The organism is Limnohabitans sp. TS-CS-82, from assembly GCF_002943475.1.
The window spans coordinates 68,053-92,857 of record NZ_PTQX01000021.1 but is presented as its reverse complement, the minus strand read 5'-3'; the positions used below and the strand labels follow the sequence as shown (position 1 = coordinate 92,857).

The 24,805-nt window shown below is 59.1% G+C and carries 22 protein-coding genes and 1 pseudogene; 17 read left to right on the top strand and 6 right to left on the bottom strand.

The features are described from left to right. Positions 1-185 (top strand): annotated as a pseudogene (locus tag C5F52_RS27755) (IS3 family transposase); the annotation flags it as partial. A gap of 225 nt (positions 186-410) precedes the next feature. Here C5F52_RS27755 and C5F52_RS30100 read toward each other — a convergent pair. Continuing rightward, positions 411-662, bottom strand: a complete 252-nt coding sequence (locus C5F52_RS30100) for a DUF333 domain-containing protein (RefSeq protein ID WP_201747105.1) — start codon at positions 660-662, stop codon at positions 411-413. Between the two features lie 156 nt (positions 663-818). On the opposite strand from C5F52_RS30100, the gene recC reads away from it, so the two are divergent. The 4 genes from recC (at position 819) to C5F52_RS27730 (ending at position 8,796) form a co-directional block, all read left to right on the top strand. After that, positions 819-4,502, top strand: coding sequence for an exodeoxyribonuclease V subunit gamma (recC, locus tag C5F52_RS27745; RefSeq protein ID WP_104801609.1), 3,684 nt, complete (start codon positions 819-821; stop codon positions 4,500-4,502). Beyond that, positions 4,499-8,116: an exodeoxyribonuclease V subunit beta gene (gene recB, locus C5F52_RS27740; protein ID WP_104801608.1), complete on the top strand. Its 3,618-nt coding sequence runs from the start codon at positions 4,499-4,501 to the stop codon at positions 8,114-8,116. The genes recC and recB overlap by 4 nt, the downstream gene beginning before the upstream one ends. 96 nt (positions 8,117-8,212) lie before the next feature. Then, a complete protein-coding gene (locus tag C5F52_RS27735; RefSeq protein WP_104801607.1) occupies positions 8,213-8,467 on the top strand; it encodes a type II toxin-antitoxin system HicA family toxin in 255 nt (84 codons plus the stop codon). Then, complete coding sequence (locus C5F52_RS27730) at positions 8,464-8,796, top strand: type II toxin-antitoxin system HicB family antitoxin (protein ID WP_104801606.1); 333 nt, start codon at positions 8,464-8,466, stop codon at positions 8,794-8,796. Before C5F52_RS27735 ends, C5F52_RS27730 begins: the two co-directional genes overlap by 4 nt. A gap of 58 nt (positions 8,797-8,854) precedes the next feature. On the opposite strand, the gene C5F52_RS27725 is transcribed toward C5F52_RS27730, so the two are convergent. Both C5F52_RS27725 and C5F52_RS27720 read right to left on the bottom strand, forming a co-directional pair. Further along, positions 8,855-9,178, bottom strand: a complete 324-nt coding sequence (locus C5F52_RS27725; RefSeq protein WP_104801605.1) for a CcdB family protein — start codon at positions 9,176-9,178, stop codon at positions 8,855-8,857. Then, positions 9,178-9,435: a type II toxin-antitoxin system CcdA family antitoxin gene (locus C5F52_RS27720; RefSeq protein ID WP_104801604.1), complete on the bottom strand. Its 258-nt coding sequence runs from the start codon at positions 9,433-9,435 to the stop codon at positions 9,178-9,180. The genes C5F52_RS27725 and C5F52_RS27720 overlap by 1 nt, the downstream gene beginning before the upstream one ends. Before the next feature lie 99 nt (positions 9,436-9,534). On the opposite strand from C5F52_RS27720, the gene C5F52_RS27715 reads away from it, so the two are divergent. Genes C5F52_RS27715 through C5F52_RS27700 form a run of 4 tightly spaced genes read left to right on the top strand, consistent with a single transcriptional unit; the run spans position 9,535 to position 11,506 of the window. Further along, a complete protein-coding gene (locus C5F52_RS27715; protein WP_104801603.1) occupies positions 9,535-10,032 on the top strand; it encodes a DUF2878 domain-containing protein in 498 nt (165 codons plus the stop codon). Positions 10,033-10,055: 23 nt separating this feature from the next. Further along, entirely contained in the window at positions 10,056-10,604 is a 549-nt protein-coding gene (locus C5F52_RS27710; protein ID WP_369954535.1) for a DUF3833 domain-containing protein, read from the top strand. Between the two features lie 3 nt (positions 10,605-10,607). Next, a complete protein-coding gene (locus C5F52_RS27705; protein WP_104801602.1) occupies positions 10,608-10,946 on the top strand; it encodes a 4a-hydroxytetrahydrobiopterin dehydratase in 339 nt (112 codons plus the stop codon). After that, positions 10,937-11,506: a histidine phosphatase family protein gene (locus tag C5F52_RS27700; protein ID WP_104801601.1), complete on the top strand. Its 570-nt coding sequence runs from the start codon at positions 10,937-10,939 to the stop codon at positions 11,504-11,506. The genes C5F52_RS27705 and C5F52_RS27700 overlap by 10 nt, the downstream gene beginning before the upstream one ends. Before the next feature lie 28 nt (positions 11,507-11,534). On the opposite strand, the gene C5F52_RS27695 is transcribed toward C5F52_RS27700, so the two are convergent. After that, on the bottom strand, positions 11,535-11,822 hold the full coding sequence (locus tag C5F52_RS27695) for a TIGR03643 family protein (RefSeq protein ID WP_104801600.1): 288 nt from the start codon (positions 11,820-11,822) through the stop codon (positions 11,535-11,537). A gap of 139 nt (positions 11,823-11,961) precedes the next feature. On the opposite strand from C5F52_RS27695, the gene C5F52_RS27690 reads away from it, so the two are divergent. From C5F52_RS27690 to acs, 8 genes are all read left to right on the top strand, one after another. After that, positions 11,962-12,954, top strand: a complete 993-nt coding sequence (locus C5F52_RS27690; RefSeq protein WP_161499780.1) for a MerR family transcriptional regulator — start codon at positions 11,962-11,964, stop codon at positions 12,952-12,954. After that, positions 12,951-13,118: a DUF2256 domain-containing protein gene (locus tag C5F52_RS27685; protein WP_104801598.1), complete on the top strand. Its 168-nt coding sequence runs from the start codon at positions 12,951-12,953 to the stop codon at positions 13,116-13,118. The genes C5F52_RS27690 and C5F52_RS27685 overlap by 4 nt, the downstream gene beginning before the upstream one ends. Beyond that, positions 13,115-14,719: a cryptochrome/deoxyribodipyrimidine photo-lyase family protein gene (locus tag C5F52_RS27680; RefSeq protein WP_104801597.1), complete on the top strand. Its 1,605-nt coding sequence runs from the start codon at positions 13,115-13,117 to the stop codon at positions 14,717-14,719. The genes C5F52_RS27685 and C5F52_RS27680 overlap by 4 nt, the downstream gene beginning before the upstream one ends. Positions 14,720-14,739: 20 nt before the next feature. After that, positions 14,740-16,695, top strand: a complete 1,956-nt coding sequence (recD, locus tag C5F52_RS27675; protein ID WP_201747104.1) for an exodeoxyribonuclease V subunit alpha — start codon at positions 14,740-14,742, stop codon at positions 16,693-16,695. A gap of 26 nt (positions 16,696-16,721) precedes the next feature. Beyond that, complete coding sequence (locus tag C5F52_RS27670) at positions 16,722-18,278, top strand: hypothetical protein (RefSeq protein ID WP_146100180.1); 1,557 nt, start codon at positions 16,722-16,724, stop codon at positions 18,276-18,278. A 17-nt stretch (positions 18,279-18,295) separates the two neighbouring features. After that, entirely contained in the window at positions 18,296-19,045 is a 750-nt protein-coding gene (locus tag C5F52_RS27665; RefSeq protein WP_104801595.1) for an OmpA family protein, read from the top strand. Positions 19,046-19,059: 14 nt separating this feature from the next. Beyond that, positions 19,060-20,532, top strand: a complete 1,473-nt coding sequence (locus C5F52_RS27660) for an EH signature domain-containing protein (RefSeq protein WP_104801594.1) — start codon at positions 19,060-19,062, stop codon at positions 20,530-20,532. Positions 20,533-20,786: 254 nt separating this feature from the next. Then, positions 20,787-22,751 carry an acetate--CoA ligase gene (gene acs / locus C5F52_RS27655; RefSeq protein WP_104801593.1) on the top strand — a complete coding sequence of 655 codons (1,965 nt, stop codon included), beginning with the start codon at positions 20,787-20,789 and terminating at the stop codon, positions 22,749-22,751. A gap of 112 nt (positions 22,752-22,863) precedes the next feature. Here acs and C5F52_RS27650 read toward each other — a convergent pair whose 3' ends face one another. Together C5F52_RS27650 and hppD are read right to left on the bottom strand one after the other, a co-directional pair. Next, positions 22,864-23,640, bottom strand: a complete 777-nt coding sequence (locus C5F52_RS27650) for a class II aldolase/adducin family protein (protein ID WP_104801592.1) — start codon at positions 23,638-23,640, stop codon at positions 22,864-22,866. Between the two features lie 47 nt (positions 23,641-23,687). Then, the gene (hppD, locus tag C5F52_RS27645; RefSeq protein WP_104801591.1) at positions 23,688-24,767 is read right to left on the bottom strand and encodes a 4-hydroxyphenylpyruvate dioxygenase; all 1,080 of its coding nucleotides are present in this window, start codon (positions 24,765-24,767) and stop codon (positions 23,688-23,690) included. Between the last annotated feature and the right edge of the window lie 38 nt (positions 24,768-24,805).

Here is a 24,805-nt window from a genome sequence, read left to right as displayed (position 1 = left end):
AGTTGATTCACCGCCGTGCGCCTTGGAAAACGAAGGAGTCTGTGGAATTGGCAACTCTTGAATGGGTGTCTTGGTTCAACCACCACAGGTTGCTGGAGCCGATTGGGTATATTCCACCTGCCGAGGCTGAGGCCAACTACTATCGGCAACTCGCTGAGAAGGCCAACACCGAGGTGCTAACTTAAACCAACTGGCCTCCTCGAAATGCGGGGCGATTCACATCGATAAATACTTTTTAACTGCGTGCACACGCACTAGTTCTTTGCGTTCAAAACTTATAGGAGCCTGAAGGTCTGCGGTGATTTGCCTATCTTCTATTTTTTCTTTTTTGTGTCCTATCAAATAGTCCATACAAACTTTCAAATTCAATTTTTAATCTAGGGTCAAGCCGCGAAATAGCTTGTCTTGGTTCACAAACACTCACCCCGAAACAAAGCCCACTCCTCACACACCTTGCCCGAGGGCAATTGGCACATGCCAAATTCGCCTTGCTGCGTTCGCTGGATGGTCAACTTGCCGCCTGCGTTGATGCAGTGCACCGATGCGGGGTTGGCCATTTCGGTGGCGGGCTTGGTGGCGGGTTCAGACGGGGTGCAGGCGCTGGTGGCTAGGGCGATGGCGATAGCGGTGGTGAATAGGGTGGGAATTTGCGGCAGATGCATGTCAATTAACCGTCATGCATTCGTTTTAAAAATTAATTGAATTTTATTGTGTCTATTTTTCGACGATTGATAGGATCACAGTTTGCGCCCAGCCATCCAGTATGCTCACTGGCTCACGCACATATTTAGTCCCTTTTTTCGCCTGTTCTGCCCCACATGTCTAGCCCCCACGCCACCGGTTTTATGGTGCTTCATAGCAACCAGCTAGAGGGCCTGCGCGAGTTGGCGGTGCAGTTCATCCGCAACCACCCGCTGCCCGTGCTCGCGCCCGAGGTGTTGCTGGTGCAAAGCAACGGCATGAAGCATTGGCTAGAGCTGGCCTTGGCCAAAGACCTTGGCATTTGCGCGGCCACGCAGGTGGAGCTGCCATCGACGAAGCTGTGGCAGATTTACCGCGCCGTGCTGGGCCCAAGCAATGTGCCCGCGCACATGCCGCTGGACAAGTCGCCACTGGTGTGGCGCATCATGCGTTTGCTCCCCAGTTTGTTGGCCAAGCCCAGCTTTGCGCCGCTGAAAAACTACCTAGGCCAAGCTGAGGCTGACCCGTCGCCCATGAACCGCCGCGCTTATCAGTTGGCCGCGCAACTGGCCGACGTGCTGGATGGCTACCAAAACTACCGCGCCGATTGGCTAGAAGACTGGGCCAATCACAAAGACACACTGCGCACACAAGCAGGCACAAACGCTTCCGCATTCACCACACCCCTGCCCGCCTCACAAAGCTGGCAGCCCGAGCTGTGGCGCGATTTGCTAGATGACCTCGCAGCTGATACCGAGGTGAAAGCCGCTTTAAACACGGAGACGCAACACAGCTTTAGCTCACGCGCCAAAGTGCACGAGGCCTTCATGACCAAGATGGCCACCTTGCATGAATTGAACGAAGGCAGTGGCCAACGCCCTGAGGGCGTGCCGCACCGCATCATGGTGTTTGGCGTGACGTCGCTGCCCATGCAAACCGTGCAGGCGCTGGCCGCTTTGGGCCGCGTGTGCCAAGTGCTCATGCTGGTGCAAAACCCCTGTCAGCACTACTGGGGCCATGTGGTGGAAAGCCGTGTGCCATTGGCTAAGTTGTCTAAACAACGCCAAGCACACAAAGCCGGTTTGCCCGTGCCGCAAGACGATGGCTCGCTGTCCGAGGCCGACCAATACACCCTGCACACCGACACACATCCGCTATTGGCCGCATGGGGCAAACATGGCCGCGACTACTTGCACTTGCTCGATAGCTTTGACGATGTGGACCAATACAAAGGCCAGTTCAACCGCGTGGATGTGTTTGTCGACCCCGCAGACACAGCCGACTACGAAGGCAGCGAGCCCACGATGCTGGAGCATTTGCAGTCGTCCCTGCTCAACCTTGCGCCACTGCCCAACCACTTAACCAACGTGCCCGCAGACGACACCAGCGTGCGCTTTGTGCAAACGCACTCGGCCCAACGCGAGGTCGAGGTGCTGCACGACCGACTGCTGGCGTGGCTGGATGCAGACCCCACGCTAAAGCCTGCCGACATCATGGTGATGGTGCCCGACATGGCCAACTTTGCGCCGCACATCCACGCGGTGTTTGGCCGCTTTGCCCACAACGCCCAAGCCCATGACCCGCGCCACCTGCCCTACACCGTGGCCGACACCACACCGCGCACCGAACCACTGGTGCAAGCGCTAGACACCCTGCTGCAACTGCCCCAACTGCGCGTGACACGCGTGGAGTGGCAAAGCCTGTTTGAAGTGGCCGCCGTGCGCGAACGCTTCGGCCTAGAAGAACACGATGTGGCCCTGCTCGACACCTGGCTGGCCGACGCTGGCGTGCGCTGGGGCCTAGACGCGCCGCACCGCAAACCTTGGGGCATTGCGCCCGACATGGCCGACGCCAACCAAAACAGTTGGCTGTTTGGCATCGAGCGTTTGTTGCTGGGCTACGCCACGGGTGCGAGCGACGACCTCGCCTCACCTTGGGCCGACACCCTGCCCCAAGCAGGCGTGGGCGGGCTGGACGCACGCGTGGTCGATGGCCTGTTGCAATGGCTGCGCCACACACAAATTGCGCTAATCAAACTGCGCCAAGAACACACGCCCACCGAATGGGTGGCGGTGTTGCAGCAGTTGGTGGCTTTGTTCTTCAAACCGAGCGACGAAGCGGATGTGCGTTTGATTGAACGCGTCATGGCCCCGCTAGAAACATGGCTGGCCGAATGCCAACTGGCCCGCCTCGACAGCCCGCTGCCACTGGTGGTGGTGCGCGAACACTGGATGGCACAACTGCAGCAGCCCGCCATGCAACGCCGCTTCTTTGGCGGTGGCGTGCAGTTCGCCACGCTCATGCCCATGCGCTCCATCCCGTTTAAGTGCGTGTGCTTGCTGGGCATGAACGATGGCGACTACCCACGCAGCCAAACCCCACGCGACTTTGATTTGATTAGCGACGCCGCACACGCAGGCAGCACCCAATCGCACTGGCGCGCAGGCGACCGCTCGCGCCGCGAAGACGACCGCTATTTGTTTTTAGAAGCGTTGCTCTCAGCCCGCGACAAGCTCTACATCAGCTGGCAAGGCCGCCGCACGACAGACCACGAAATCAAACCACCTTCGGTGTTGGTGGCGCAGTTGATGGACTACCTCAATGCGGTGTGGACGCGCGGCAAAGACGCAGACAGCGGCCAAGACATACCTGCGTTTGACATCCACAACCAGCTGCAGCCGCTGCAAGCTTTCTCGCCCAAGTACTTCACGCAAGGCACAGGTTTTGAAACCTACGCGGCTGATTGGCAACGCGCACGACCTGCCGCACAAACTGCACAAGCATCTTCGGCAAATATCTCCACAACTTCTGACGTATCCAGCGCAATAACAGCCAACACGCTGGCCAACCACGCCGCCCCCTCCGAACTCACGCTGCAACATTTGCAGCGCCTGCTCAAACAACCGGTGGAGGTGTTCTTGGTGGACCGCTTGCGTGTGCGCCTCGACAAGCCCGAAGAAGCCGCCGAACAAGAAGAGCCTTTCTCGCTGAACGGTTTGGAGAAATACAAACTCAACCAAAGCATTGCCCAAGCCGACGATGCCGAGCAAGCCATTGCCCAACTGCGACTGAGTGGCCAGCTGGCCTTGGCGGGTTTTGGTGAAGCGCAGCAACACATGTTGCTCAAAGACCGCAGCACCCTGCGTGACCAGCTCGACGTACTGCTGCCCAAATGGCCTCATGTGCTGGGCGTGCAGTCGGCCCATTGGCAACTGGGCCCAACCCGCCTCAACGCTGAATGGGCCAACGGACAAACCTTGTGGCGCAGCAACACAGACATGCCAACCGCCAGCACGCAATGGCTGCAAGTCGCCCTGCGCCCAGGGGCCGTGACCGAAGGCAAAAAAGAAAACCAACAAGCGCGACTCGACACCCTAGGCCACCTGTGGCTGCACCACTTGGCAGCCTGTGCCAGCGGCGTGCCGACCACCAGCGTGCAAATTGGTTTCGATGCCGCTGTCGAACTCAAACCCATCGCAGCCGACGCGGCCCAAGCCCTGCTGCAAGACCTCTGCAACGCCTACCAAGAAGCCTGGGCACAGCCCTTGCCCATCGCCGCCAAAACGGCATGCGCCTATTGGATGGCGCGCCAAGGCGACGGCAAAGACCCCTTAAGCAAAGCGCAAACCACCTTCAATGGCGCCCACCAAAAGCGCGGCGAATACCAAGACTCGCCCGCATTGCAACGCATGTTCAACCGCTTTGACGATGTGGCCGACGCCCTGCCCGCTTGGGCCGAGCGCCTGTACGCCCCCATGCACAGCGCAGCCAAGGTCATTCACCTGAGCGAAGACGACGACACCCAAGGGGCCCACGCATGAAAGCGCTCAACCCCCACACGCTACCGCTGCTAGGCCGTCAAGTCATCGAAGCCAGCGCAGGCACTGGCAAAACCTGGACCCTCGCCGCGCTGTACCTGCGCTTGGTGCTGGGCCACGAACGCACCGAGGCCTTGCTGCCGCCACAAATTTTGGTGATGACCTTCACCGATGCCGCCACCGCTGAACTGCGCGAGCGCATCCGCACACGACTCAGCCAAGCCGCCACTTACTTTGACCTGAGCGCCCAAGGCCGCCCGCTGCCCGAGCGCTTGAAGGTGGATGGATTCTTGGTCGAGCTGCGCGACAGCTTTGATGAAACCCTGTGGCCCCGCTGCGCCCTGCAACTCAACTGCGCCGCCGAGTGGATGGACGATGCGGCCATCTACACCATCCACGGTTGGTCGCGCCGCATGCTCACGCAACACGCGCTAGAGAGCCAAAACTTGTTCGAGCAAACGCGGCTCGAAAACGCCGCCGAACTCAAACTCACGCTGGTGCAAGACTATTGGCGCGCATGGTTTTACCCCTTACCCGCTGACACACTCCAACACATCGCCCCGCTCATCGGCCAAGACCCGAGCCAACTGCTGAAAACCTTGAGCGACATGTGGCGCGAGCAAGAGCGCACGCCACGCGCAGTGCCCGAGCCCACCACCAGCCCCTCCGAAGCCGTGGCCGCGCACATGGCGTGGCAGGCCCAAGTGCAAGCCTCCGCCCAAGTTGCGCGTGAGGCTTGGAGTGACGCCGTGTTGCAAGCCCTGCAAGACGCAGGCGCTCAGAAAAAAATCAAAGGTCTGCGCGCTGACTACTTTGCCAACTGGCTCAAGGTGTTGCAAGCGTGGGCCGTGCAAGGCGAGAAAGCAGATCGCAAAGTGCTGGAGCGCTTCACCACCCAAGCGCTGCAAGACAAAGGCTGGGCCGAGGCCGAAGGCTTTGCCTTCTTCGCCGCCGTGGCCGATCACATCCAATCGCTAGGCGCTGAGCCCAGCACCACCAAGCTCATTGCCCTGCACGCCGCACACGCGGTGGGCGAGGCCTACAAGGCAGCCAAAACGCAACGCGCCGCGTTTGACTTTTCGGACCTGCTGCAAAACCTGCACCACGCCGTCATGGCAGACGACGGCCGATTGGCCACCGCCATTCGCCAGCAATATCCGGTCGCGTTGGTGGACGAGTTTCAAGACACCGACCCTTGGCAGTACGGCACGCTCAACCGCATCTATGCGCCAGAGGCCTGCACCGACGCCAATGTGCTGGTGATGATTGGCGACCCCAAGCAAGCCATTTACAGCTTTCGTGGCGCAGACTTGGGCACGTACTTGCAAGCGCGCGAAGATGCACAAACCCACACGGACGATGGGCAAAAACGAGACGACACACTGCACACCCTCACGGGCAACCACCGCTCCAGCGAGGGCTTGGTCAAAGCGGTGAACCATGTGTTCATGCAAACCGAGCAACCGTTTGCATCGGCACAAGGCGAGATTGCGTTTGTCGAAGTGTCGGCACAAGGCCAGCAAGCACCGCTTGTGGTCAACGGCGCAGAACAACCCCCGTTCACCGTGTGGCAGATGCACCCCGAAGGCGACAACGACACCGTGTCGATCAGCAGCTATTTGCAACACACCGCAGCCGTGTTTGCCGACCAAATGGCGAACTTGCTGAACGCACAAGCAGCCACGCCGGGCGATATGGCCGTGCTGGTGCGCAGCCAAGCGCAAGCCGACGCCGTGCGTGGCGCCCTGCGTGCCCGCCACATCCCCAGTGTGTATTTGTCTGACCACACCAGCGTGTACCAATCGCCCGAGGCCACCGACCTGTGGCGCCTGTTGCGGGCCGTGGCGTCACCCCGTCAAACCGCTTGGGTCCGCGCCGCGGTGGGCAGCCGTTTATGGGCGCTTGATTTGCAAGAGGTGCTGGCCACCACGCAAGACGAAGCGCCATGGGAGCGCTTGCTCGACCAGTTCCACCAATGGCACGTGCTGTGGCAACAACACGGCGTGTTGCCCATGCTGCACCAATGGCTGCACGGCCAGCACGTCGCGCAACGTGTGTTGACACAAGCCGACGGCGAACGGCGCTTGAGCAACCTGCTGCATCTGGGTGAGTTGCTGCAACACGCCGAGCAAAGTTTGCAAGGCGAGCACGCCTTAGTACGTTACTTGGGTGAGCAAATTCAAACGCCACACCACGATAGCGACACCCAACAGGCGCGCTTAGAAACCGACGCCTTGTGCGTCAAAGTCATCACCTATCACAAGAGCAAGGGCTTGCAATACCCGCTGGTGTTTGTGCCCTTCGCGGGCGCTTTTGGTGTGGAGAAAAAAGCCAAAACCAACTACGCCCAAGACGACGAAGCCGATGACGACAGCGACCCCACCGCCTCCTCGGTCGAAGAAGACATGCGTCTGCTGTACGTGGCCCTCACGCGGGCGCAACGCGGCCTGTGGCTGGGCGTGGCAGAAACCAAAAACGATTTGAGTGGCAGCGCCGACAAAGGCACCCTCAAACGCAGCGCACTGTCGCTGTTGCTAGACCGCCAAGCGCGTGGCGACTTAGGCAACCAACTCCACACCTTGTGGGGGCCTTGCCCGCACATCCAAGTGGCTGCGCTGCCCGAGGTGCAACACATCGCTTACCAAGCGCCAGCAGCCACCAGCGCTGCACAAGACGCACGCACCCCCACACGTACCCACCACAGCTTGTGGTGGACGGCGAGCTTCAGCGCCATCACGCGTGGCTTGGTGTCCGAATCCAAACGCGATGAAGCCGTGGCCGATGCGATGACAGATGCCATGAACGACGTGTTGTCCGACGGGCTGACGAATCAAGCCACCACCACACCTGCGCCCGACCCCGACAGCATCAGCCCGTGGCAAAGCTTCCCAGCCGGTGCGCGCTACGGCACGCTGCTGCACGACTTGTTGGAATGGCTGTCGCAAAACGAATGGCCTGTGGCCGAGGGCCACGCACCCGCATGGGCGCAACAAGCTTGGGCTGAGTTACTCACACGCAAAGCCAGCTGGCTGCAAATCGACGACACACACAGCGCGCAACTCACGCCTTGGCTGCAAGCCGTGGTGCAAACACCGCTGCCACTTCATGAACTGAACGCCTCACCACTGACATTGGGCCAACTGACGCGCGAGCACATGTGGCCCGAGATGGAGTTCAACCTAGAGGTGAGCCATGTGCCCGCCACCGTGCTGGACCAACAGATTCAAGCCCATGTGTTTGAAGGCACGCCACGCCCTGCGCTGCAAGCGCGCGTCATGCAAGGCATGCTCACCGGCTCGCTAGATTTGGTGCTGCAACACGACGGCCGCTATTGGGTGGTGGACTACAAGTCCAACAAACTCCCCAGCTACGACCCCGCCACCCTGCAAGACGCCGTGCTGCACAAACGCTACGACGTGCAATACGTGCTCTACACCTTGGCCCTGCACCGCTTGCTCAAAGTGCGCCTGCCCAATTACGACTACGACCAGCACATGGGCGGTGCGGTGTATGTGTTCTTGCGCGGCATCCACGCACAAGGCGCGGGGGTGCATTTGCGCAGACCGCCACAGGGGTTGATTGAAGCTCTGGATGATTTGTTTGCAAATGGCTCGTGAAAAACACAAGCCGCACCTGCACTGAAGCAAACAAACTAGCCAAACAATTCGTTTCATCGGCCACACCAACCAGTACCAATTACTGGTACCATACAAATGAAGCGAAAACACCAAAAAACTTTAGACGCCGTTTACGCTCGCCCCGTCAGTGCCAACATTCAGTGGCGCGACATTGAAGCACTCTTTGCAGAGCTGGGCGCAGACATCAGCGAACGGGAAGGTAGCCGTATTGCGGTGGTGCTGTTTGATGAAGTCCGCGTATTTCATCGGCCACACCCTTCGCCCGATACGGACAAAGGTGCAGTCGCCAGCATTCGCAAGTGGCTTGAACAACACGGAGTCGCACCATGAATTTGATGACCTACAACGGCTACAACGCCAAAATTGAATACGACGCTGAACTGGATATGTTCAGAGGTGAAATCCTAGGCCTCACAGGCGGCGCAGACTTTTACGGCAAGAACCCCAAAGAGCTACGTGCTGAATTTAAAAAATCACTTGAGATTTTTTTAGAGGTGTGTAGAGAAAAAGACATAGCGCCACGCCGCAATTTTTCGGGCAAGTTCAATTTGCGTATTTCCACCGAGTTGCACGAAAAGCTGGCCATCGTGGCGCAAGCCGAAGGCAAGAGCATCAACACGTTGGCACAAGAAGCTTTGCTTCAGAGAGTGGCTGCATAAAGCCAAACGCGAATGCGATAGTGAAGCCATGATCGCCGTTGGTAGGAGCGTTTATGCCTCAATGCCAAGATCGCGTCAGCAACTCATCCAACGCATCTGCAATGTCTTGGCCATGGTCTGCCAATGAGCCCACACATTCGCCCAACTGATCCAAGGCCACAGACACCATGTCCAGCGGGTGCAACACCAGCACCGCACCACGCACTTTGAAACTCGGGTTCATCCGCGTGCCCGCGATGCCAGCAGGTAAGACATTGCGACGCACCAAGGGCACCACCACGCGGCGGCGATAGCCGTCAAACAAAGAAGACTGAACCACGACCACGTAAGGGATGGTGTCCTTTAAAGGTCCTTTGTTTTTGTGAAGATCGAACTGCGCCATCAGAGTGTGGAGTGTTCGTCGGCAAAAGAGCCAAGGTCTGCATGCAAAGCATTCCAGCCTGCCACAGCTTGATCAGCTTCTTGTTGACGATTGAGCCGCGCAAGCTTTTGCTCAACAACATAGGCGGAGAGCAACTCTTCAGCCGTCGCAGACAAATTCGATGTGTAGCTTTTGAGGTCTGCCACCAAACCTTCGCTCAAAGTCAGATTGACAGGGCGTTTGCGTGATGCAGCGGTGGCTGTGTTGATGCGTGGCATGATAGATCCTTTGTAAGGCTATGCGCATTTTATGCGCATAGAACCAAAGCATATCACCACGAAAACTCAAAGGTTAAGGGTAATTTTTAGAATCGCTTTATGTATCGTTTCATCAATGCCATTGGATTTCAAGCCGCTTGGTGGGCCTGTGTGGCCGGGGTGGCGCATGGCTTTGAAATTCCGGCCTTGATGTTTGGCGCATGCTTGGCGGGTGCGCATCTTCTGTACACCGAACACAAGCGGCAAGACATGCGACTGGCCGCCTGGGCGCTTGGCGTTGGCATCGCCACCGACTCGCTGCTTCAATATTTTTCGGTGATGCAGTTTCACGGTCTGTCCATCTGGGGGCTGAGTCCACTTTGGTTGTGGATGCTGTGGGTGTTGTTCGCCCTGACGCTGAACACCTCACTCGCCTTTTTAAAAACAAAACCTCTGACGTTGTCTGCGCTGGCAGGCTTTGTTTTTGGGCCCCTCACGTATTACGCAGGCGCTGAGCTGGGTGCTGCATCATGGGAGGGTGCGCGTTTTCCATTTCTGACGCTCGCACTCGCTTGGATGGTGACGCTGCCCGGCTTGGTTTTTCTCGCCAGAAAATGACTCGACAACCCAAGAGGTTTCCCATGATGAATCGACGACTGCTTTTACTCACAGGCATCACCACCACGGTGAGCGCCGCCAGTCTGAGTGGCTGCGCCAGCCCCACAGTGGACGACTATGCGGCTGAGAAGCCCGTGCTTGATTTGAAAACTTACTTCAACGGCATGGTCGACGCGTGGGGCCTCTTCACCGACCGCAACGGCAAAGTTGTCAAACGCTTCACCGTCGAGATGAAGTGCGATTGGCAAGGCAAGCAAGGCACACTCGATGAAGATTTCGTTTACTCAGACGGCACGCGCGAAAAACGCATTTGGCAGCTGACCGATCAGGGCAACGGCGCGTACTCAGGCACCGCAGGCGATGTGGTGGGTGTGGCGCAAGGTCAAACCCGAGGCAACGCCTTCAATTGGCGCTACACCTTGGCCTTGCCCGTGGATGGCACCGTGTTGAATGTGCAAATGGACGACTGGATGTACCTGATGAACGACCGCGTGATGCTCAACAAAGCACGCATGACCAAGCTCGGCATTCATCTGGGCGATGTCACTTTGTCCTTCACACGCAGGGCTTGACGCATGCGTGCCGAAAAACTCAATGCCGCCCAAATTCAGGAGGCTGTGGCCAAGCTAGATGCTTGGACGCTGGACACGGACACAAACACCATTGAGAAAACTTGGACGTTTGACAGCTTTCCAACCGCCATGGCATTTTTTGCACAAGCCGGGGCGTTGGCTGAACGCCTCGACCATCACCCCGAATTTTTGTCGACCTACACCCGCATGCGGGTGCGCCTTTGGACGCACGACGTGAATGGTTTGACACACCTAGACTTTGAACTCGCAACCGCCATCGACCACTTGGTCGCCACTGAGTTTTCACAACGAGTGCGCAGCACGGAGCCACCATGCGCCTGAAACACCTCACCCTGGCAGCGATGTGCAGCCTCTTTGCCTTGTGGGCGCAGGCCAGCGACTTGTCAGACAAACTTACATCCAACGATTACGTGCTGTTGATGCGGCACACACTGGCACCCGGCGTGGGCGATCCAACTGGTTACACACTGGAAAACTGCAAGAGCCAACGCAACCTCAGTGCAGAGGGCCGCAGCCAAGCGGTGACGGTCGGCAACTGGCTGAAGAAACAAGGCATCACCACGGCCGATGTGCGCAGCAGCGCGTGGTGTCGTTGCAAGGACACCGCTGAACGGCTGACCTTCAAAGGGTTCAAGGTAGAGCCGACCTTGGCCTCCTTTTTTGACGAGATGGACAAAGCCCCAGAAAGAACGCAAGCCCTGCAAAATTTCATCGCCGAGCGGCGTCAAACCAAGGGTGCCCAAGCGCTCATCTTGGTCACCCACCATGTCAACATCCATGCCTACATGGGCGAAAACATCGCCTCAGGCGACATGGTGCTGGCCAAAGTCGATGGCCACGGAAAAATGGTGTCTTACCAACTGATACCAAGACCTGACTGAACTCAGGGGGCGCTTTGTCGCTTAGAAATTAGCAATTAGCCCGGCGATGGTCAGCCACGGCATGGTCGTCAAACTTCATGTCGGGGTTGCGCAGCGCTCGGTGCTTAGTCACACGGCCCCGCATGCGGGTGCGCCACATCTTGAACGAACGTGGCGTGAGTTCAGCCCGCATCAAGCGAATGACATCTGGCTCGCCAAGTCCCATGCGCGCTTGGATGGTTTCAAACGCGGTTCTGTCTTCCCAGGCCATTTGAATCACGGCCGAGCGGTCGCCCAAACTCAAGCTGTCGAGGCGATGACGGAAGGGATTGGGCATGAATAAACTCCAATGAAACCGCAGCAGTGCTGCACAAAAGGGTATTTTTAGGCACTTAGCTACGCAAAACAAAGTGAACTCTAAAATTGAAAGATATTTCGACCATAAATCTACGCAACCCCTACGCAAAGGTGCCACTTTGGACCCCAAAACTGCCTACTCCACACCGCTGTATCGCATTGGCGCGGTGTCCAAAACCACAGGCATTCCGGTGTCCACCTTGCGCGTGTGGGAGACGCGTTACGGCGCCTTCAGCCCCTTAAAAACACAAGGCAAGCAACGCTTGTTTGAAGAGCTGGATGTGTCCAAGGCGCTGCTGCTCAAGCAGCTGTCGCAAGCTGGGCACGCCATCAGCGCGATTGCCAATTTGGAGCTGGACCAGCTGCGCAGAATGAGCCTTCGGTCCAACGTCACGACACCCAGCTTGGCCGAAGTCAAGCAACCCATGTCATTGGCCATCATCGGTCTGAGCATGGCGAATCGTCTGGAGTCCAGCAAGTTCGCCCAGAACTGGCAGCACCACACCCTGCCCATCACCCACGTGTGGGTCGACTTGGCCACGGCCAGCGCGGCCAGCGTCGAGGCGTCAAGCACACCACGGGTCTTGCTCATCAAAGTCAACACCCTGCAAATGGCGGTGCATGACGCCATTCAAGCCCTGATTCAAAAGCACAAGTTTGCGCAAACGGTGGTGCTCTACCACTTCGCCACGGATGCGATGGTTCAAGCCATGACCTTGTCTGGCCTGATCGTTCGACGCGAGCCCTTGGCAGACAACGAACTGGCGGGGCTGTTGCAGTCGGTGCTGGGCGCCCCGCACGCTCGCCAGCCAGACTTCAGCACGGCAGAGCCCCTGATCGCGGCACGCAAATACTCGGACGCAACCCTCAGCCGCGTGGCTGGCATTTCCAGCAACGTGCTGTGCGAATGCCCCAGGCATGTGGCCGAGCTGATTTCGCAACTCGCCAGCTTTGAGCAGTACAGCCAAGAATGCTTGAACAAAAGCACCGACGACGCGCACCTCCACGCGTATTTGCGCACCATCTCTGGCTCAGCCCGCGCTTTGTTTGAAACGGCACTCGAAAAAATAGCCTTGCACGAAGGCATTGATTTGCACGAGTCGGTGCCGTGAAGTCGTCCTTCAAAGGCAACAAGCAAAGCCTGCCCAGCAAGCCCTGCGCCGCGTGTGGGCGTGACATGACATGGCGCAAGGCGTGGGCCAAAAATTGGGAGCAGGTGCTGTACTGCTCCGACGCCTGTCGCAAAAACAAACCCAAGCCAGCCGCCCAGCCATGACGTATAGCTTGGTGTGGTTCAAGCGCGATTTGCGCTGGCAAGACCATGCGGCGCTGGCTGAGGCGGCCAAGCAAGGGCCGGTGCGCTGCGTGTATGTGATCGAGCCCGAACTGTGGCTGCAGCCCGATGCGGCGCTGCAACACTTTGAGTTCGTGCGTGAGTCGCTGCAAGCGCTCAACGATGCGCTGCATGCGCAAGGCGGCTGCATAGAGGTGCACACGGGTGAACTGCCCGAGGTGCTGACCCGTATTTGGCAACAAGCCCCCTTTCGTCAGCTGCACGCGCACCAAGAAACAGGCAATGGTTTTACCTATGAGCGCGACCTGAAAGTAGGCGCATGGTGCCGAGCCCACGGCGTGGGTTGGCACGAGTACCCGCAGTTTGGCGTGGTGCGCGTGCTGAAAAATCGCAACCTGTGGCAAGCCGCTTGGGAAAGGCACATGGCCGAGCCCGTGCATCACGTTGGCGCCTTGCAGTTTTGGCAGCCGTTGGCCAGCACTCAAGCAGGCACAGCAAGCTGCACAAAGTTCGAACCACCAAGCCCCTCATGCCAAACACCCGCTTGGTGCTCGCCGTCGCACATGCAAGCGCCTGAGCATCTGCAGCACAACCCGCCTTTGCGCCAGCGCGGCGGCAGGCCTTTGGCGCTGGGCATCTTGCAAAGTTTTTTGACGGCGCGCAGCTTGGGTTACCGCGGGGGCATTTCATCGCCGCTGTCTGCGCCCGATGCGTGCTCGCGCCTGTCGGCTTATTTGGCGTGGGGCTGCATCAGCCTGCGCGAAGTCGTGCAGCAAACGCGGGCGCACATCGCGCAACTGCCGCCACAGGCCACGCGGCACCGCGCGGGTTTGACCGCTTTCATCAGTCGCTTGTACTGGCACTGCCACTTCATTCAAAAGTTGGAGAGCGAGCCCGCCATCGAGTGGCAAAACATGCACCGTGGCTATGACGGCCTGCGTGAGCACGATTTTGATGAAGCGCTCTTTGACGCCCTCAAAGCCGCCCGCACCGGCTGGCCCATGGTGGATGCGTGCGTCACCATGCTGCGCGAAACCGGTTGGCTGAACTTTCGCATGCGGGCCATGCTGGTGTCTGTCGCGGCCTACCCGCTGTGGCTGCACTGGCGGCCTGTGGGCGAGTGGCTTGCCACGCAATTTCTGGACTACGAGCCGGGCATCCACTGGAGCCAGTTGCAAATGCAATCGGGCACCACCGGCATCAACACCACGCGGGTCTACAACCCCATCAAACAAGCGCAAGACCAAGACCCGCACGGCCAATTTGTGCGGCGCTGGCTGCCCGCCATGCGGCGTGTGCCCGACACGTGGTTGTTTGAACCCTGGCTGATGCCGCCCATGGTGCAAACCCATGCCGGCGTGCAGCTTGGCGTGGACGTTCCCGAGCCCATCGTGCCGCTGGCCGAAGCCACACGCACGGCCAAGCAGCAATTGCACGGGCGGCGTCAAACGGCAGAAGTCAAAGCGGGCAAAAAAGCAGTGGTCGACAAACACGCCTCACGCAAAACCATGGGCCAACGAAAAACCTCGCGTGCGTCAGCCGCAGCCACCGATGCCAAGCAGCAACTGGGCTTTGATTTTTAATTCTTCCAAGTAAACTGCCTGTGAAAGCCACCCCTGTGGCGCTGCTCGGCATGTCCACCACACCCACACTCTCTCCTCTGCTGCAATCGTCTTGGGCACAAACCGCCCCCCTGACGGGTTTAGACAAATCGCTGGCCAACCTGCTGCAAAGCAAGCAACCCAGCGACGACCCGCGCCACGTTTGGCTGGCCGCACTCACCAGCCACCAATGGGGCCGAGGCCACGCTTGTCTGGACTTGACCGCCCTGCCATCCGAAGCCGCCGCGCTGTTGGGCTGGAGCGACGAGCAAGTCGCCCTGCTCCCCACTGATCTACACAACGCTGCCGCCACCCTGCCTTGGACGCAGGGCGAGGCCAGCCCCTTGGTGCTCGTGCAAGGCGCAGACAAAGAGCAAGAAAACAACCCAGCCGATAACGCCCATGGAGACCGCTTGTATTTGCGCCGCGCTTGGGCCGCCGAACAAGCCATTCGCCAACACATCACGCAACGGCTGGCCATTCCCTGCGACGTGCCCGCCGATTTGCAGCAACGCCTAGAGGCGCTGTTCCGCCCGAACAGCCCAGCCGACGCCCCAACAGGAGCCCAACCCGACATGCAGCGCTTGGCCTGCGAAGTGGCGGCACAAAACCGCATCACCCTCATCACGGGCGGCCCGGGTACAGGCAAAACGACCACCGTGGTCAAACTGCTGGCCTTGCTGGTGGGCACAGCGCAAAGCGACTTGCAAATTCACCTCGCCGCGCCCACGGGCAAAGCCGCGGCACGTTTGACCGAATCCATCCGCAACGCGCTGCGCAAAATGCCTGCCGAGTTGCAAGCCCGCATTCCCACCCAAGCGCAAACCCTGCACCGCTTGTTGCAAACCAACAGCCGCGCCAACCCCACCCACGCACTGGCCACCGATGTGGTGGTGGTCGACGAAGCGTCCATGATCGACTTGGAGATGATGGCGCGCCTGCTGCAAGCCGTGCCGCCCACCGCCCGCCTCATCTTGCTGGGCGACAAAGACCAACTCGCGTCCGTCGAAGCCGGTGCGGTGATGTCGCAGCTGTGCACCGGCGCTTTGCTGCGCGCGCAAACCGTCACGCTCACGCACAGCCACCGCTTTGGTGCCCAAAGCGGCATTGGGCAATGGGCGCAAGCCGTGAACCACGCAACAGCCAACAACACCCCCGCGCTCAAAGCCTTGTGGAAAACAGCACCTGACTGGCTGGCCAGCTTGCCCCTGCAACAACGCTTGGACGGCGACATGCCCGAGCCCGATGTGACGCGCTTGCAACTCAGCAGCGCCAGCGACCCGCAGTTGGCGGTGGGCCTGCGCCACGGCTGGCGTCATTGGCTGACCTTGCTGGACGCACACCGCCCCAGCAAAACACGCGCCGCCGCACCTTGCCGTGATGAGCAGGCCTTGGCACTGCTCAACGCCTTCACCGAGTTTTGCGTGTTGTGCGCCGTGCGCGAAGGCCCGCTGGGCGTGACGCAGCTCAACCCCCACATCGAACGCGCCTTGGGGCTGGGCGACAACATTTGGTATGCCGGTCGCCCCGTCATGGTCACCCGCAACGACTACGCGTTGTACCTGATGAACGGCGACATTGGCCTGTGCCTGCCCGATGCCAACGGCGTGCTGCGTGTGGCCTTCCCCGCCAGCGCAGAGCCTTCAAACCCACCCAAAACCCAGCCTTCGCCTGTACGCTGGGTCATGCCCTCGCGCTTAGAAAGCGTGGAAACCGTGTTCGCCATGACCGTGCACAAATCGCAAGGGTCTGAGTTCACCCATGTGCTGCTGGCCCTGCCTGCCCAAGAGTCGCCCGTGCTCACACGGGAGCTGGTCTACACCGGCCTCACCCGCGCCCGCGAACGCCTCACCCTGTGGGCACCCAACGTGGGCCTGCTTTGGAATGCTTGTGCGCGCCGCGTGATGCGTGCGGGCGGTTTGGATCACCCAGACAGCACGGGGCGATCGGCCCCCTGATCTTTAGACACAATAGCGCTATGCCCATGAATCCTTACCTTGCCCAACTCGAACAGCTGGCTGTGCCACTGGCCATTGCGGCCCTGATTTTTGTCTTTGCAATTTTGAACTTTCAAAGATGGACGGCTCGCATCTCCAGCGTGCGCGAACAAGTGCGTGAGCTCAACGACTGGTTGGCCGCCGCCACCGGCAGCAGCCGCGATGCCTTGCTCAAAGCCGAACGCCAAACGCAAGACAACGAGTTGAAGTTTTTGCTGCGCGAAACCGAAGCTGGTTTGATCGACTTACCCGCAATAAATGGCACATCCAGCGGGGCCAACGCAGGCCAACGCGCCAGCTACAGCTTTCGCAGCCATGCCGACACCTGGACCGTGCGCAGCGTGTTGGGCGGTCGCCTCAATTTGGCGCTGTTCGAGACCATGCCCAACTTGCTGATTGGCTTTGGTTTGATGTGCACGTTCATCTTTTTGGCGGTGGCCTTGCAACAAGCCGGTTTGGCCTTGAACGCTTTGGACGTGTCGGCACGTCAGCAAGACCAAGCCCTGCAATCGTTGATCGCCACGGCGGGCGGCAAGTTCATCACCTCCATTGCGGGTCTGCTGTGCTCGCTGGTGTGGAACTGGCGTGCCAAGATTTCGCTGGAAAACCTGCAAAACAGCATCGACACGCTGTGCCACACCCTGCGTGCACGCGTGCCTGACAACGCGGCCGAAGCCAGTGTGCGCATGCAACTCGCGTTATTCCAAGACATCTTGGACGAGAACCGCACCCAAGTGGGCCAACTGCGCCGCTTAGAAGGCGACTTTGCCGATGCCGTGGGTGAGTCCTTGGCGCGCAACATGCAACCCGCGTTCGACAAACTCGCCACCTTGGCCGACAGCATTCAAATCTCGAGCCAAAGCTTTGGCAGCGCGGGCACACAAGCCGCTGGCGAACTCAGCAAAGCCGGTGCTGCTCTCACGCAAGGCATGGAAAGCGGCCTGACCTCGTTCAACGACGCCGTGGGCATGCTGACCCAAGCCGTGCAAGCCACACGCGGCACGGTGACCGAACTCGACACCGCCTTAGAGCGCATCAACCATTCGGGCCACCAAGGTGCCATTCAGCTTGAGTCGTTGCTCAGCAAATTTGGCCAAACCATCACCACCGTGCAAAACGCCATGCGCGGCTTAGAAGGCACCGTGGGGCTGATCCAGCAAACCGCCGAAGCCTTCAAGGGCAGCGCCAGCACCATCGAAAACTCGGTGGCCTTGCAACGCGCCGCCGCCACCGATTTCAAAGACGCCTTGGTGCCCATGAACCAAGCTTTGGGTCGCACCGTGGAAACCCTGCAAACCAGCGCCCAAGCAGCCGACTCGGCCTTGGGCCAAGTGCGCACCCACATGCAAGACGCGCAAGAAGCCTTGCAAAGCACGGTCAGCGCCATCACCCAAGGCGTGTCGGGCTACACCCACCAAGTGGCGGACTTGCACCTCAAGATGGACCAACACCTGGCCACCGCGGTGACCCAGCTCGGCGGCAGCATCAGCAACTTGGAAGAAGTGCTCGATGAGTTCATCGACGCGCTGCCCGTCAAGCGCTAAATGCCGAGCGTTCACCCATGTTGATTCAACGCCGCCGCCCCTCCGCCGTCAACGAACAGGTTGAAGAGTCGGGCTACATGGCCTCGGCCAGTGACTTGATGATTGGTCTGCTGTTCATCTTCATCGTCATGGTGATGGTGTTGCTGGCCCGCAAGCCTGAGATTCCCACCGACAACCCACCCGACCCACTGGCGGGCGTGGTGCAAGCCATTGGCAGCCGCCTGCAAAAAGCGGGTGTGCCCGTGGCCATTGACCAAGCCTCGGGCGTCATCACCTTGCCCACCGACACCTTGTTTGCACGCGGTCGCCCCGACTTAGAGGCCAACGGCGTGCGCGCCCTGCGCCAATCGGCCGAGCAACTGCAACAGGTGCTGCCTTGCTACATCTATTCACAACGCCGTCAATTGCCCGCCAACTGCCCGCCCAACCCACAGCATGTCGAAATTGAAACCGTGCTGATTGAGGGCCACACCGACTCGGTGCCCTTGCAACGCGGCGACTACAGCAACTGGCACTTAGGACTCGACCGCGCCCGCGCCGTCTACAAAGAACTCAATGCCGGCCCCATGCAACACTTTCGCAACGAGCGCGAACAGCCCGTCTTTGGCATCAGCTCGTACGCCGATGAACGCCCCAGCAACAAAAAAGACGCCGCGCAAAACCGCCGCGTCGAGCTGCGCTTTGTGCTGGCCTTTCAAGCAGGCGACAACGCCGCCACCAAAGGCGCCAGCAGCACCTTGAAAAAGATGCAAGAAGTCGTGCGCTGAAAGCGCAAGCCGCCATGACCGTGTTGTTTGCGCCCCTGCCCCTCGACTTTGACCAGCTTGCGCTTGCAGCCCGCGTCAAGCGAGGCAACGGCATTGGCAACGACCCCGATTTGCGAGGCGTGGGCGAGCGCACCTACGCAGCCTTTGAGGCCGTGAACTTTGCCCCCTTGTTGCCCCATGCGGCGCGGCAAGCGCTGGCCTCAGGCACGGAAGAAACACCCACCCCGCGTCTGCGTGACTGGCGTCACATTCCCTACGCCCTGTGGCTCAGCGGCGGTCGTGGCTTGCACACGCAAACAGCCTTGGTCGATCGTTACCTGGCCCAAACCCTGCACGAGACGGTGCGCAGCCGCCGCCCCATGCGATGGGGTCGCAGCATGCTGCACACCTATTGGCAACATTTCGACCTTGAAAATCCGGTGCTGGTCAAACTGGCCAAAGCCGCCAACACGTTTTTCAAACAGCCCCGGGTGATTCAAGCCTTGGAAGGCGGTCAATCGGCGGGCTTGATCCGCTTGGTCACCGAGCTCGACATGTTTGACCCCCAGCTTGGCCCCGCCAACATCGCCCGCGACATCTTGAACCTGCCGCCGCACACCAGCTTGGCGCAATGGCAAAGTCAGCATGACGTGAGCGAAGGCTTTTGGCTCAGCCCGTTTTGTCGCCAAGCCTTTGCGCTGGCCTTGACCGCCCCTGAAGATGTGCGCAGCAGCTTGGCCTACGTGCGGCGCATGTGCGAATGGGCGGTGCATGCGCCCAACACCGACGCACGCCGCTTTCGTTACCCGCTGTGCCGCGACGACTTTGCCTACAACTTGCTCTCGCCATGGTTTGAGCGCTCGCCACCACCCGAGTTGCAAAACGCGCTGTTGTCTGAATTGCTGCGCACCTTGGGCGACCCGCGCCACGACCACGCCGGATGGTTAGGCGTACGCCGCGAGGCCATCGCCACCGCCAGCCGCTGGGCCAGCGCGCGCACCTTGAGCGCATTTTTTGACATCCTCGACCACACCCAAGACGACATCGCCCCCTACCGCCGCCGGTTTTGGGAGGCCTATTCGCAGAGGGGCCACATCAGCGAAGCGTGGGTGGCCTTGGGCGAAGACGCCGCCGCACAACTGGCCCGCATCGATCCCGCAGGGGAATTGAGTTACGCCCAAATTCTGGGCAAGATCGCGCCCAACCAAAGCGTGCTCCTGCTACGCATGGGCGACTTGTTGTTTTGCGACTGGAGCCACCAAGGCCGTCTGCGCGCCATCGCGGCCTCCAGCCGGCAAGCGCCCAAGCTTTACCTGCCGCGCTACGAACTGTTCGAACTGCGCTTTGCCACGCCCTTGGACTTCAACCAAGGTCAAGACCAAGACCCCGGACTGCTGCACCACGACGCCAAACTGGGTGGATGGCAAGACAGGGCACGTCAATTCATCGCGCAGCACTTGGACATTCACCTGACCTTGGCTGAGCTGATGCCTGCCCCAAAGACCTGATCGGATTTTTATTTTTTTCCAAGGCAAGTTGGACCGCTCGTTCTTTTGGATACCAAATTGATTGTGATTTTTGAGGGTTTTATCAACCCTCAACTGTTTTTCTCTTATTGATTTAAGAGTTGTCTCAACAGTGCGGGTCATCCCTAGGCCCAACGCGCGGGTCAGGCCTGAATCAGTCAGACCCTTGTAAGAGCGGAGCGCCACAGTCGTGGGGTTTTGAAAGCCAGCCGTCTAATAAAGAGGAGACCGTTTCTATGAGCGACATCACCATTCACCTGCCATCCGCAGAGTTCGTCAAACAAGCCAACGTATCCGGCATGGCCGCCTACGAGGCCTTGTGCAAAAAGGCAGAGACCGACTACGAAGGATTTTGGGCCGAGCAAGCACGTGAACTGCTGAGCTGGAAGACCCCTTTCACCAAAGTGCTCGACGAGAGCAACGCCCCTTTCTTCAAGTGGTTCGAAGACGGCACATTGAACGCCTCTTACAACTGCTTGGACCGCAACATCGAAAAAGGCTTGGGCGACAAGACCGCCATCATCTTCGAAGCCGACGGCGGCGAAGTGACCAAAGCCACTTACAGCCAATTGCTGGCCAAAACTTGCCAATACGCCAACGCCCTGAAATCAGTCGGCGTCAAAAAAGGCGACCGCGTGATGATCTACATCTCCATGTCGATCGAAGGCGTGGCCGCCATGCAAGCGTGTGCCCGTATCGGCGCCACCCACTCGGTGGTGTTTGGCGGCTTCTCCGCCCAATCGCTGCGTGACCGCGTGGAGGACACAGGCGCTGTGGCCATCATCACGGCTGACCAACAAGTGCGCGGTGGCAAGCACCTGCCCCTGAAAGCCATCGTCGACGAAGCCCTGACTTTGGGCGGTTGCGACTCTGTGAAAAACGTGTTGGTGGTCAAGCGCACCGGTGGCGACATCGCCATGACCGCTGGTCGCGACCAATGGATGGCTGACTTGGCTGAAAAACAAGCCACCACCTGCGAACCAGAATGGGTGGGCGCTGAGCACCCCCTGTTCTTGCTCTACACCTCGGGCTCCACTGGCAAGCCAAAAGGCGTGCAACACAGCACCGGTGGCTATCTTCTGCACGCAGCGTTGACCACCAAGTGGACCTTCGACTTGAAAGACAACGACGTGTTCTGGTGTACCGCCGACATCGGTTGGGTCACAGGCCACACCTACATCACCTACGGCCCATTGGCTTTGGGTGGTACTGAAATCGTGTTTGAAGGCGTGCCCACTTACCCAGACGCTGGCCGCTTCTGGAAGATGATCCAAGACCACAAAGTCTCGATCTTCTACACCGCGCCAACCGCCATCCGTTCACTCATCAAAGCGGCTGAAGCCAACGATGCTGTGCATCCCAAGAGCTACGACTTGTCGAGCCTGCGTTTGCTGGGTTCGGTCGGCGAGCCGATCAACCCAGCTGCATGGGAGTGGTACTACAAGCACGTGGGCGGCAGCCGTTGCCCCGTCGTCGACACCTTCTGGCAAACCGAAACCGGTGGCCACATGATCACCCCGCTGCCAGGCGTGACGCCGATGGTTCCCGGTTCTTGCACCTTGCCCTTCCCCGGCATCCAAGCAGCCGTGGTGGACGAAGCAGGTCACGACATGCCCAACGGCCAAGGCGGTATTTTGGTGGTCAAGCGCCCATGGCCTTCGATGATTCGCACCATATGGAATGACCCCGAGCGTTTCATCAAGAGCTACTACCCCGAAGAATTCAAGGGCAAGTACTACTTGGCTGGCGACGGCGCGATCCGCGACGAGAAAACTGGCTACTTCACCATCACCGGCCGTATCGACGACGTGTTGAACGTGTCGGGCCACCGCATGGGCACGATGGAAATCGAATCGGCCTTGGTGAGCTGCACCGAGTTGGTGGCCGAAGCCGCTGTGGTGGGTCGTCCTGACGACACCACCGGCGAAGCCATCTGCGCGTTCGTGGTGCTGAAGCGCGCGCGTCCCACAGGCGACGAAGCCAAAGCGATTGCCAAAATCTTGCGCGACCACGTGGGTAAAGAAATTGGCCCCATCGCCAAGCCCAAAGACATCCGCTTCGGCGACAACTTGCCCAAGACCCGCTCCGGCAAGATCATGCGCCGCTTGCTGCGCAGCTTGGCCAAGAACGAGGCGATCACGCAAGACACCTCGACACTGGAAAACCCAGCCATCTTGGACCAGTTGACCGACAACCACTGATCCGTGTGTTGAACACATCAGGCACTGACGCAGCGCCTGATGCGCCACAAAAAAGCCCGCTGAATATTCAGCGGGCTTTTTGTTTTAGGGGGTGTTGAGGCCCTCTGATGCGTTATGCGTCGTAGCCGGGGTTCAACCGATCCAAACGACGCAGCAGCGCAGGCCAAGCCAGCTGCCCCGCCGAGCCTCGGCCTTGCCCCTGCTGCAAGCGCATGGCCGTTTCCACACCGTCCAACACCGTTTGCGACACCATGTTGAGTTCACCGCCCGCTTGCGCGCTGATTTGAATTTGGCAGGTGGATTCCAAAAAGTACATCGCCAAAAAGGCGTCGGCCACCGTTTTGCCGACCGTCAACAAACCGTGGTTGCGCAGCACCATGTAGTTGCTGCTGCCCATGTCGGCCTTCAGGCGCGCCCGCTCGTCGTCGTGCACCGCCAAGCCTTCGTAGTCGTGGTAACACAGCGAACTCATCAACAACGTCGCCTGTTGCGAAATGGGCAGCACACCCGCCTTTTGCGCACTCACCGCCACGCCCGCGCGCGAGTGGGTGTGCAGCACACACGCGGCGTCGTGACGCGCTTCGTGGATGGTGCTGTGAATCACAAAGCCCGCGCGGTTGACACTGAACTCGGACGGCGTGATTTGGTTGCCTGCCATGTCGATGCGAATCAACGACGAGGCCGTGATTTCATCGAACATCAAGCCATAAGGGTTGATCAAAAACTGCGGCGAATCACCGGACACACTGTCTGGCAACTTGGCGCTGATGTGCGTGAAGATCAAATCACTCATGCCGTACATGGCCACCAGGCGATAACACGCCGCGAGGTCCACACGCAAGGCCCACTCTTCGGGGCTGACTTCATTTTTGAGGGACGGAATGTGCATGAAAAGTGTCTCCTAAGTTGAATGGCTTGAGGGTAACGGCATTGCCGTCAATCACTTGTCACCAGTACGCCACGCTGAATTTGATCACGCTCAATCGACTCGAACAGCGCTTTGAAGTTGCCCTCCCCAAAGCCCTCGTCAGCACGGCGTTCAATGAATTCAAAGAACACCGGCCCCAGCATGGTTTGCGAAAAAATTTGCAGCAGCAACCGTGGCGCACCCTCGCCCGTGACGCCGTCGAGCAAAATGCCGCGAGCTTGTAAGTCCGGCACATGCACCCCATGCCCAGGCAAGCGTTGCTCAAGCATTTGGTAATACACGTCATTGGGTGCCGTCATCAAAGCCACGCCCGCCAGTTGCAGGCGATCCACGGTGTCCACCAAGTTGTCGGTCAACAAGGCAATATGCTGAATGCCTTCGCCATTGAACTGCATCAAAAACTCTTCAATTTGCCCCGTGCCCTTGGAGGCCTCTTCGTTCAAAGGAATGCGGATCATGCCGTCGGGCGCCGTCATGGCTTTGGACGTGAGCCCCGTGTGCGTCCCCTTGATGTCGAAGTAACGGGCTTCTTTGAAGTTGAACAATTTTTCATAAAAATTAGCCCAATACTGCATGCGGCCTCGGTAGACGTTGTGCGTCAAGTGGTCAATCAAACGCAAACCGTGGCCAACAGGGTGGCGCTCTACGCCTTGAAAAAACTCAAAATCAATGTCGTAAATCGACTTGCCCTCTTCAAAGCGGTCAATCAAATACAGCGGCGCACCGCCCAGCCCTTTGATGGCGGGCAAACGTAACTCCATCGGTCCGGTTGGGATGTCCACCGGTTGTGCACCCAGCGCCAAGGCGCGCGCATACGCTTGATGCGCGTCTTTCACACGAAACGCCATGCCGCAAGCAGACGGCCCATGCTCGGCAGCGAAGTAAGCCGCCGCACTGTTGGGTTCCTGATTGACGATGAAATTGATCCCCCCTTGGCGATACAGCCACACGTTTTTAGAACGGTGCTTGGCCACGCAGGTGAAACCCATGCTGTCAAAAAGGGGGCCAAAGATTTCTGGATGGGGCGCAGCGAATTCGACGAATTCAAAACCCATCAAGCCCATAGGATTGTCTAAATGTTCGGTCATGGCATACGCCTCGTTGGTGTGATGAGAAAACCCATTGT

Coding starts and splice junctions, on each gene's coding strand:
- C5F52_RS27710 (WP_369954535.1), top strand. CDS start 10,056: ATGATGAATCGACGACTGCTTTTACTCACAGGCATCACCACCACGGTG.
- C5F52_RS27720 (WP_104801604.1), bottom strand. CDS start 9,435: ATGCCACGCATCAACACAGCCACCGCTGCATCACGCAAACGCCCTGTC.
- acs (WP_104801593.1), top strand. CDS start 20,787: ATGAGCGACATCACCATTCACCTGCCATCCGCAGAGTTCGTCAAACAA.
- C5F52_RS27735 (WP_104801607.1), top strand. CDS start 8,213: ATGAAGCGAAAACACCAAAAAACTTTAGACGCCGTTTACGCTCGCCCC.
- C5F52_RS27680 (WP_104801597.1), top strand. CDS start 13,115: ATGACGTATAGCTTGGTGTGGTTCAAGCGCGATTTGCGCTGGCAAGAC.
- C5F52_RS30100 (WP_201747105.1), bottom strand. CDS start 662: ATGCATCTGCCGCAAATTCCCACCCTATTCACCACCGCTATCGCCATC.
- C5F52_RS27725 (WP_104801605.1), bottom strand. CDS start 9,178: ATGGCGCAGTTCGATCTTCACAAAAACAAAGGACCTTTAAAGGACACC.
- C5F52_RS27700 (WP_104801601.1), top strand. CDS start 10,937: ATGCGCCTGAAACACCTCACCCTGGCAGCGATGTGCAGCCTCTTTGCC.
- C5F52_RS27715 (WP_104801603.1), top strand. CDS start 9,535: ATGTATCGTTTCATCAATGCCATTGGATTTCAAGCCGCTTGGTGGGCC.
- C5F52_RS27665 (WP_104801595.1), top strand. CDS start 18,296: ATGTTGATTCAACGCCGCCGCCCCTCCGCCGTCAACGAACAGGTTGAA.
- hppD (WP_104801591.1), bottom strand. CDS start 24,767: ATGACCGAACATTTAGACAATCCTATGGGCTTGATGGGTTTTGAATTC.
- C5F52_RS27695 (WP_104801600.1), bottom strand. CDS start 11,822: ATGCCCAATCCCTTCCGTCATCGCCTCGACAGCTTGAGTTTGGGCGAC.
- C5F52_RS27650 (WP_104801592.1), bottom strand. CDS start 23,640: ATGCACATTCCGTCCCTCAAAAATGAAGTCAGCCCCGAAGAGTGGGCC.
- recB (WP_104801608.1), top strand. CDS start 4,499: ATGAAAGCGCTCAACCCCCACACGCTACCGCTGCTAGGCCGTCAAGTC.
- C5F52_RS27705 (WP_104801602.1), top strand. CDS start 10,608: ATGCGTGCCGAAAAACTCAATGCCGCCCAAATTCAGGAGGCTGTGGCC.
- C5F52_RS27730 (WP_104801606.1), top strand. CDS start 8,464: ATGAATTTGATGACCTACAACGGCTACAACGCCAAAATTGAATACGAC.
- C5F52_RS27670 (WP_146100180.1), top strand. CDS start 16,722: ATGAATCCTTACCTTGCCCAACTCGAACAGCTGGCTGTGCCACTGGCC.
- recC (WP_104801609.1), top strand. CDS start 819: ATGTCTAGCCCCCACGCCACCGGTTTTATGGTGCTTCATAGCAACCAG.
- C5F52_RS27660 (WP_104801594.1), top strand. CDS start 19,060: ATGACCGTGTTGTTTGCGCCCCTGCCCCTCGACTTTGACCAGCTTGCG.